We start from the raw sequence: 9,046 nt of genomic DNA, 5'->3' as shown, positions 1-9,046 counted from the left end.
GTGCCGATCTCGTCGGCGGAGTTGGCGGTGGAGACCAGCAGCTCCTGGCCCTCCAGACCCACCGTGGGAGCTCCGGAGCCGTCGGAGATGACGCTGGAGACCGGCTCACCGGCCGCCACCGCACCGGTGGAGGAGTCGCTCAGCAGGCGCGGCTTCCAGCCCAGGTACTCCGGGCCGATCTTCTTGCTCGGGTCGTCGGCCGCGACGAACTCGCTGGCCTGGCCCACGACCGCCCAGTACTCGCCCGCGGGGATCTCCTCGGGGGTGCGGGTGTCGGTCACGGTGACCGTCGGCAGGGTGCCGGTGAACTGGCGGGCGGTGGCGTCCGAGCCGTTCTCCTGCAGCGACACCCCGGTGTTGTCGGCCACCGTCATCGAGAGCTGGCCGGGGGTGCTGGTGGACTGGATGTTCACCGACACGTCGATGCCGCCGGTGCCGGAGGGGTCGTCGTCGGCCGCCGCGGGACCGGCCAGGCCGGCACCCGCGAGGGTGAGGCCGAGCACGGACGCGGCGAGTATCTGGCTGGACCTGGTGATCTTCATGAATCGCTCCATCTATGGGGGGCGGGGCCGGCCGGCTGGGCGGCCGGCCCCGGGTTGAGCTACGGCGGTGACCTCGTCGTGGTGACCGAGGTCACCGCCGGTGATGCGGTCAGCGGCAGCTCGCCGCCGCGTAGTCGGCGTCGTAGGACGAGGTGACCTGCTTGCCGTTGATCGTCGCGGTGCCGGTGACGGTCACCGAACCCGCGTCGATCTGCCCGGCCCGGGTGTTGAAGGACTGGTAGGCCTGCTTACCCGGGGCCACGTCGGCCACCGTCTTCTTGCCGAACGGGGTGTTCAGCTCGATCGTCGCCGGCACGTCACCGTCGTTGACGGCCGTGACCGCCACGTACGCCGAGGTGCCGATGCAGCGGGAGGACGCGGTGACGGTCAGCTTGACCTCCGGGTCGCTCTGCGGCTTGATCAGCTTGAAGTAGTCGAACGTGACCGTCTTGGACGCGCTCTGGTTGGTGCCGATGGTGTAGACACCGATCTTCGACGCGTTCGCCACGGCGCTGTTCTTCACCACCGCGACCGTGCCGTTGGTGGCGAGGTCGGTCCAGGTGGTGCCGTCGGAGGAGTAGGAGCCGGTGAAGCTGTCTCCCTCCTTCTTCAGGCGCAGCCACCACACACCGGTGGTGAGGTTGTTCACCTGCGGCTGCGGGTTCTGCACGGTGCCGCCGACCTCGCTGCGCAGCTCGATCGTCCGCGCCACCGTCGACCCTGCGGCGTTGGTGGCAAGGAAGTCGAACTTCACGTAGTTGTCGTCGTCGCCGTACACCATCAGGCCGCCCTGCTGGTACTGCTCGTTGAGGGCCGAGGCGTCAACCTTGGTCTCCAGCGTCCAGTCGCCGTCCGGAGCGGTCTGCAGGATGAAGTTCTTCGGTTCGCCGTTGGTCGAGCCGTAGATGTCACCCGTGGTGGTGTCGAGCTGCAGCTTGCCGTCGCTCACGCGCACCGCCGTGGCGTCGGGACGGACGATCGCGTTCCAGCGGCAGTTGTCGAGCGTGGTGCCGTCGAACTCGTCGTCCGGCGTCGGCGCGGTGGCCTTGTCGTCCGGCGTGATCTGGAACCAGTCGAACGCCGCGTTCACCACCGGGTGGTTGGCGCCGGCCAGCGAGATCAGGCCGATCCTCGGGTTGTTGATCCCGGCGAGCGACTTGGTCTCCGGCATCGCGGTGAACGTGGTGCCGTCCGAAGAGTAGTGCGCGGTGATGTTGGTGCCGTCGCTCACGAACCGCACGTACACCGTGTCGGGGTAGGTGTCCCCGAGGGTGGCCGTGTTGCTCGCCGACACCTCGTTCGGCGCGCCGTTCTCCTCGCGGATGAACTGGAAGATGCGGTTGGCGTGGTTCGAACCGGAGGTCGACCGCGCCTGCAGCACCATCTTGGCGTAGTTGTCGTCGTCGCCGTAGATCACCAGGCCCGCCTGCTGGTACGCGCTGGTCGCGACCAGCGTGAGCTTGGCGGTGGCGGTCCAGGCGCCCGACGGCGCCGGCTGCACGACGATGTTCGGCGTGTTGTTGGTCGTCTGGTAGATGTCGGTGGCAGAGGTCGGGATGATCAGGCTGCCGTCGGCGACCTTCAGGTCCTGGTTCTCCCGGATGACCGACCAGCGGTCACGGTCGAGCTGGTTGCCCAGGAAGTCGTCGGAGCGGCCGCTGAAGCACACCGTGGCCGGCGTGTTCACCTTGATCGCGATCTGCTGGGTCGTGGCCGCGCCCTTGGCGTCGGTCACCGTCACCGTCGCGGTGTAGTTACCCGGGGCGGTGTAGGTGTAGCTCGCGTTGGCCGTCGTGGCCTGCTGCGCGCCGTCCACCCCGAAGTCCCACTTGTAGGTGACCGGGTCACCCTCGGGGTCGGTGCCCGTCGCGGTGAAGTCGACCTTCAGCGGAGCGGTGCCCGTGGTCGGGTTCGCCGACGCGGTCACCGTCGGGCGCTGGTTCTCCGTGGCGCCCTTGCCGATGAAGTCGACCCAGTTGAAGTTGGCCAGGTTGGCGTCGTTGGCCGCGCTGGACGGCTTGCGCACCACGAAGAAGATCGGGCCGCTGGTCGTCGGAGCGTTGTTCAGGTTGACCGTGACGTCCTTGAACGTCTGCCAGTCGCCCGTCGGAGTGATCTCCGCCTCGCCGATCAGCGTTCCGTCCTCGGGGTTGCCGACGCGGATCTGCACGGTGCCGCCCGCGCCGGCCGAAGAGGCCCGCAGCCGGATCGCGCTGATGTTGGTCAGGTTCACCGGGTCGAACGACCAGTAGTCGCCGTCCTGGATGTAACCGATGTCCTTCGCGCCACCCGCGGAGTCGGTGGTGTCCTCGACCTGGACGCCCGCGGCGTCCGTGCCGAGACCGCCGGTGATCCGGCCGGTCTGCGAGAAGTGCTCGGCCTGCTTGCGCTTGGGCTGCAGGATGACCTGGCCACGGCCGGTCAGCGGCTTGGCCCCGCCGTCGCCACCCTGGTCGGTGTAGCTGGCCTCGATCACGTAGAACAGGTTGTCGTACTCACCGTGACCCGACATGGCGGTCTGCACCGTGGCTTCGCAGCCCTTGGTCTGGTCGAGCGGGTGACCGTGGGTGTCGTGACCCAGGATCGACTGGATCTGCACCTTGTCACAGTCGATCGTGCCGTCCTCGGCGTCGGTGACCGTGACCTTGAACTTCACCTGGTCGCCGAACTCGAAGAACGCTCCGTTCGGCGGCACCTCGACCTTGACGACGGGCTTGCTGTTGCCCGCCTCGATCGTGACGCTGGCGGTGGCGGTCTTGCCGTCGGCGCTGGTGACGGTCAGGACGGCGCTGTACTCGCCGGCCTTGGTGTAGGTGTAGGAGGGGTTGGCCTCGGTGGAGTCGGTCTCGCCGTCACCATCGAAGTCCCACGCGTAGGTGATCTCCTTGCCGTCCGGGTCGCGCGAGCCCTCGCTGGAGAACTGCACGGTCAGCGGCAGCGGGCCGTCGGTCTTGTCGGCCGTGACGGTGGCGACCGGCGGGCGGACGCCCTTGGTGTACTCGATGCGGTAGACGCCCGAGTCGGCGTTGTCGCCGCCGAAGCCCGAACCCCACTCGATCAGGTACAGAGCGCCGTCGGGACCGAACTTCATGTCCATCGGCTTGAGGAACCGCAGCGTCGTCATGATCTTGTTCATCTCGACGAGCTTGGAGCCGTCCTCGTTGAGCTGGAACGACCACAGCGCGTTGTTGTTCCACTCACCGAAGATGGCCTTGCCGTCCCAGTACGCCGGCCACTTGATGGTCGACTGGACGTTCGGGTCGTAGCGGTAGACCGGGCCGCCCATCGGCGCGCCGCCGCTGAGCTCGGGGAAGTTGTTCGGGTCGGCGGCGTAGTGGTACCAGATGGTCGCCGGGATGACCGGCGGCAGGTTGGTCAGACCGGTGTTGTTGGGCGAGTCGTTGACCGGAGCCGCGCAGTTGAACGCCGACCCCGACTGCCTGGTCGCGAAGTTGTAGTCGATGTACGGGGTGTTGTTGCCGATGCAGTACGGCCAGCCGAAGTTGCCCGGCTTGGTGATGAGGTTCCACTCGACCGTGTTCTGCGGGCCACGGGTGGCGCTGGCGGAGTTGGCGTCGGGGCCGTACTCGCCGAGCATGATGTTGCCCGTCTTGGGGTCGAGGCCGATCCGGAACGGGTTGCGGAAGCCCATGCCGTAGATCTCCGGCTTGGTCTTCTCCGTGCCCGGCGCGAACAGGTTGCCCGAGGGGATGGTGTAGGTGCCGTCAGCCTCGGGGTGGATGCGCAGCAGCTTGCCGCTCAGGCTGTTGGTGTTGCCCGCGGTGCGCTGGGCGTCCCAGTAGGCCCGGCCCGACTGCTCGTCGATCGGCGCGTAGCCGTCGGAGGCGAAGGGGTTGGTGTTGTCACCCGTACCGAGCCACAGGTTGCCGGTCTTGGGGTCGATCACCATGCCGCCGCCGTGGTGGCAGCACTCGGCGCGCTGCACCGGGACGTCCAGCAGCTTCTTCTCGCTCGACAGGTCCAGGGTGTCACCGGTGACCGTGAACCGGCTCAGCCGATCGACGTTCTCCGACCCGTTGGGCGAGTAGTAGAGGTAGATCCAGTGGTTGGTGTCGAAGGCCGGGTCCAGCGCCATGCCGAGCAGACCGCTCTCGTTGGCGGTGAACACGTTCATGTGCGCGGCCAGGACAGTGCCACCACTGGGCTTGATGATCTTGACGTCGCCCAGCCGGTCGATGTAGAAGACCCGGCCGTCGTTGGCGATGTTCAGCATCATCGGGTTGGACGTCTCGGTGTCGAGAGCGACCTTCTCGTAGCTGCTGCTCTGCGAGGCCGAGCAGTCCGCCTTCTCCGCACCCGCGGCGGTCTTGATACCGCCGAGGAGCAGCTTCAGGAAGTTGGCCTCGCTGTAGTTCTCCTTCTGGTGGCCGAGCCCGGTGTACCACGAACGGCCGCCGTCGTAGTCCTGGCACCAGGTGTTCGGGTGGTCGGCGCCCATCGTGCCGCCGGAGTAGGACTTCTCGTCCAGCGACGTCAGGACATGGACCGTGCCACGCGGGTTGGTCTGGTAGTCGTACCACTCGTCGGTACGGGTCCAGGTCGTCGGCAGGTCCTTGGTGGACGGGTGCGCCGGGTCCTCGACCTTGACGGTGGCCTGCTGGATCGCCGGGTGCTGCTTGAAGTAAGCCCCGACCAGCTTGCCGTACCAGGCCCAGTTGTATCCGCTGTCGGCGGCGGCGTGGACGCCCACGAAGCCGCCGCCCTTCTCGATGTAGCGCTGGAAGGCGTCCTTCTGGTCCTGCGTGCCCAGCGGGTCACCGGTCGTCGACATGAAGACCACGGCCTGGTACTGCGCCAGGTTTTCGTCCGTGAACTTGGTGCTGTCCTCGGTGGTGTCGACGGCGAAGTTGTTCTGCTGGCCGAGCTGCTGCACGGCCGCGATGCCCTCGGGGATCGAGTCGTGCCGGAAGCCGGTCGTCTTGGAGAAGACCAGCACCTTGAAGTCGGGCGCCGCCGCCGCGGCCGTAGTCGTGGCGGCCTCGGCGCTCACCGGCGCCGAGAAGAGAGTGATGACGGGAGCGACGAGGGCCATGGCCATCGTCGCCGCGGTCCGACGTCTGATGCGTCGTCCCTTTTCTGGCACGGCCGTACTGAACGGCCTGGCCCACGTTCGTTGACGTGGAGACATTGAAAACCCTTCCTGACCGGGGGGACGTCAGGCAAGGCGCGCGCCGCCGCGCTTGTTGCCACTTGGTCGTAGCGGATATTGCGGTTGCTGGAGGGTGCCCTCTCCAGGTCTGTGGGGGGCCGTCAGTAAACTGCCGGCCCGGGTAATGGATCCATGATCGTCGCAGGGTCGTCGATGATGTGGTTGACCACCATGCTCGCGGCGCCGCGGGAGGCGGCACCGAAGCCGAGCGTGGAGGCGACGAACCGGCACTGGGCGGCGGGGGCGGCCACCACGAGCCGTTGCAGCTGGTCCTGCGCGTGCGGGAGCAGCCACTGGGCCAGTGAGGCGAAGTAGCCTCCGATGACGATCACTCGCGGGTTGAACAGGTTGGCAAGGATCGAGCCGCCGAGCCCGAGCCACTCGCCCACCTGCGCCACCGCCATCATCATCCGACGGTCGCCCGAGGCCAGGCCTCTGGCGATGTCGGCCATCCGTTCACCGGGGTCGGGCACCGGCATGCCGGGCAGGCCGTACGCCTGCTCCGGCATGGCGGCACGGACGAGTGCGGCCAGTCCGACCTTGGTCTCCCAGCAGCCGACGCGGCCGCAGCCGCACTGGTCGCCGTTCGGATCGACCCGCAGATGTCCGACCTCGCCGGAGAATCCGTCCGCTCCGCGCAGCAGCCTGCCACCCGAGATGATGCCGCCGCCGACGCCGACCTCACCGGTGAGGTAGACCAGGTCGGGTGTGCCGGCGGCGATGCCCGAGGTGAATTCGGCCACCGCGGCGAGGTTGGCGTCGTTGTCCACCCGCACCGGAACCTGCAGCGGGCCGAGTATGGCGCTCAGCTGGTCGGCGAGGGGGAGATCGCGCCAGTAGAGGTTCGGCGCGAGTGTCACGACTCCACGGGCCACGTCCACGAGCCCGGGGACGGCCACGACGATGCCGGCAGGGGCCGCCCCGGCCCGGCGCATCGCCTCCACGGCCTCCTTGGCCACGAGACCGAGCCGGCGCACGGAGTTGTCCGGGCCGCTGCCCATCGTGTCGTAGACCACCCTGCGCTCGACCAGGACCCGGCCGCTGAGGTCGGTGCCGTGAACCGCGATGTAGTCGACGTTGATCTCCATGCCGAGGGCGCCGACGTGCGCGCCGTGCAGCGCGACCGCCCGTCTCGGACGCCCGATCGCACCCACGTGCTCGACGCCGACCTCCCGTACGAGCCGCCGTTCCAGGAGCTCGGCCATGAGGTTGGAGACGGTGGCCCGGTGCAGCCCGGTCGCCTCCGCGATGTCGGCGCGGGACAAGGAGATGTGGTCGCGCAGCTCGCGCAGCACCAGCGAGAGGTTCGCCCTGCGGAGGGCGGCGGGACCCGCCGGCGGCGCGGCGCCGCTCGGGGCGCGGGTGAGGTGCGGTTCCTTCGACACCCGCGTCCACCTGCCTTTTGTTTGTCTCCGAGATCAATTAATGAGGGTTGTAACACGGCGATGTCCGATCGTGCACCCCCGGAATGCGTAACGAGTTGGCATCGCTCGTATTTCCGCACGTCGCGATCTATCCCGTTTCCGGTTATCGGAACGTTACAAAACCTGCAACCGGTTTCACACTTGTCTCCCCGGGATGTGGCTGCCTTTAATTCGGCGAGCCATGCGAACTAATTGAAGGAGCGGCGTGGACCACAGCAAGGCCGACGGCCACACGACCGACTCGATGAGTCGCGGCGGGTCCGCGGGGCTTCCCGCGGACCAGGCCACCGTGCGCCGTTCGAACCTCGCTCTGGTGCTGCGCCACGTGAGCACGTACGGCCCGTGCTCCCGGTCGGCCGTCGCCGTCGCGACCGGGTTGAACAAGACCACCGTCACCAGCCTGGTGAGCGAGCTGCAGGCACGCGGACTGGTCAAGGAGACGGGCCCGCAGTACGCGGGCTCCGTCGGCCGTCCGAGTGTCGCGCTCGCCCTGGACGGCTCGCGAGTCGGCGCCCTGGGCGTCGAAGTCAACGTCGACTACATCGCCGCGATCGCCACCGACCTCGCCGGCCGGGTGCTCATCGACCGGCGCATCGGCTTCGACGCGATGGGATCGGGCCCGGAACGGTCACTGGACGAGCTCGTCCGCGTGATCGAGAAAACCGTCGCCGATCTCGACCGGCTCGGGGTCGCGCTGGCGGGGATCACCGTGGCGGTCCCCGGCCTGATCGACACCACGACCGGCACCGTCGTCGTCGCCCCGAACCTCGGCTGGCACGGCGTGGCGGTGGCGGAGCGGCTGTCCCACGCGGACATCCACGGAGACATCCCCATCACGGTGGACAACGACGCCAACCTCGCCGCGCTCGCCGAGTACACCTCGGGTGTCGCGGCGGGCACCTCCGATCTGGTCTACCTCACCGGCGAGGTGGGCGTCGGCGGCGGCGTCATCTCCGGCGGCCGGTTGCTGGGCGGAGCGGACGGATTCGCCGGGGAGGTCGGCCACGTCATGGTCGATCCCTCCGGCGAGCGGTGCCGCTGCGGCCGTCTCGGCTGCTGGGAGACGAAGGTCGGACTGGCCGCGTTGGTCCGCATGGCCACACCCGACCGCGCGTACGGCACGGACCACCAGGTCGTCCGCGACCCGGAGGAACGGCTGGCCGACATCGAGCAGCGGCGTGCGGAGGGAGACCCCCGTGTCGACGCCGCCGCAGTGGAGGTGGGCAGGTGGCTCGGAATCGGAGCGGCCATGCTGGTCAACCTCTTCAACCCGCGAGTGATCGTGCTGGGCGGCTACTTCGCCAGGCTCGCCGACCGGATAATCCCGGCGGCTGAGCAGGAGCTGGCGCGTGTGGGCATGAACGGCGCCGTCGAGCGCTGCCGGTTCGTCGCCTCCACACTCGGCTTCGGCGCCGCCTCACGCGGCGCGGCCGGAGTCGTCGTCGAGCGAGCGTTGTCCGACCCCACGAGCATCGCGATCCGATCATCCCCCGCCATCGGAGTGATCGAGGGCACCCCGATGGCCCGACTGCCCCACTCACCCTGATCCGCGTGCCCGCCACGCGGCCCGACCCCTCGCCCGCCGGATCCAGACGCCCGTCCGCTTGACCGTCCGTCCCGTATGCCTCGGCGCCTCCCGCCCATCCCCGGCGCCGTGGCAATGGCGCATGCGGTCAAGCGGACGGGAACCAACCATCTCCTTTCCCCCCAGAACGTCCCGCCCGCCTGATCGTCGTCCGGAGCCGCGCCGGCATCGTTGACGCCGACCTCGATGCCGTCGCGGCGGTGCCAACCGGCGCCGTCAGGCGGGCGGGGCCACGGCCGCACTGTTTTCCGGCCGCACCGTTTTTCAGGAGGCTCCTGTGCCGCGGTCATCATCCGACCCGTCATCGCTGCTCGTGATGCGAGGA

General features: G+C 68.5%; 4 protein-coding genes. 1 reads left to right on the top strand and 3 read right to left on the bottom strand.

Annotated features, from left to right (window positions below):
* The 3 genes from HCK04_RS39570 to HCK04_RS39560 form a co-directional block, all read right to left on the bottom strand.
* The coding region (locus HCK04_RS39570; RefSeq protein WP_142652656.1) for a hypothetical protein at positions 1-542 on the bottom strand (542 nt) is incomplete at its 3' end.
* A 109-nt stretch (positions 543-651) separates the two neighbouring features.
* The gene (locus HCK04_RS44000) at positions 652-5,601 is read right to left on the bottom strand and encodes a ThuA domain-containing protein (protein ID WP_142652655.1); all 4,950 of its coding nucleotides are present in this window, start codon (positions 5,599-5,601) and stop codon (positions 652-654) included.
* Between the two features lie 212 nt (positions 5,602-5,813).
* Complete coding sequence (locus HCK04_RS39560) at positions 5,814-7,097, bottom strand: ROK family transcriptional regulator (protein WP_142652654.1); 1,284 nt, start codon at positions 7,095-7,097, stop codon at positions 5,814-5,816.
* A gap of 244 nt (positions 7,098-7,341) precedes the next feature.
* On the opposite strand from HCK04_RS39560, the gene HCK04_RS39555 reads away from it, so the two are divergent.
* The gene (locus tag HCK04_RS39555; protein ID WP_260617567.1) at positions 7,342-8,682 is read left to right on the top strand and encodes an ROK family transcriptional regulator; all 1,341 of its coding nucleotides are present in this window, start codon (positions 7,342-7,344) and stop codon (positions 8,680-8,682) included.
* Positions 8,683-9,046: the final 364 nt, after the last annotated feature.

Origin of the sequence: Microbispora sp. CL1-1 (assembly GCF_012034195.1) — a bacterium.
Taxonomy (GTDB): Bacteria; Actinomycetota; Actinomycetes; order Streptosporangiales; family Streptosporangiaceae; genus Microbispora.
Note: the sequence above shows the minus strand (reverse complement) of the source record. Positions and strands in the feature narration are given on the sequence as shown.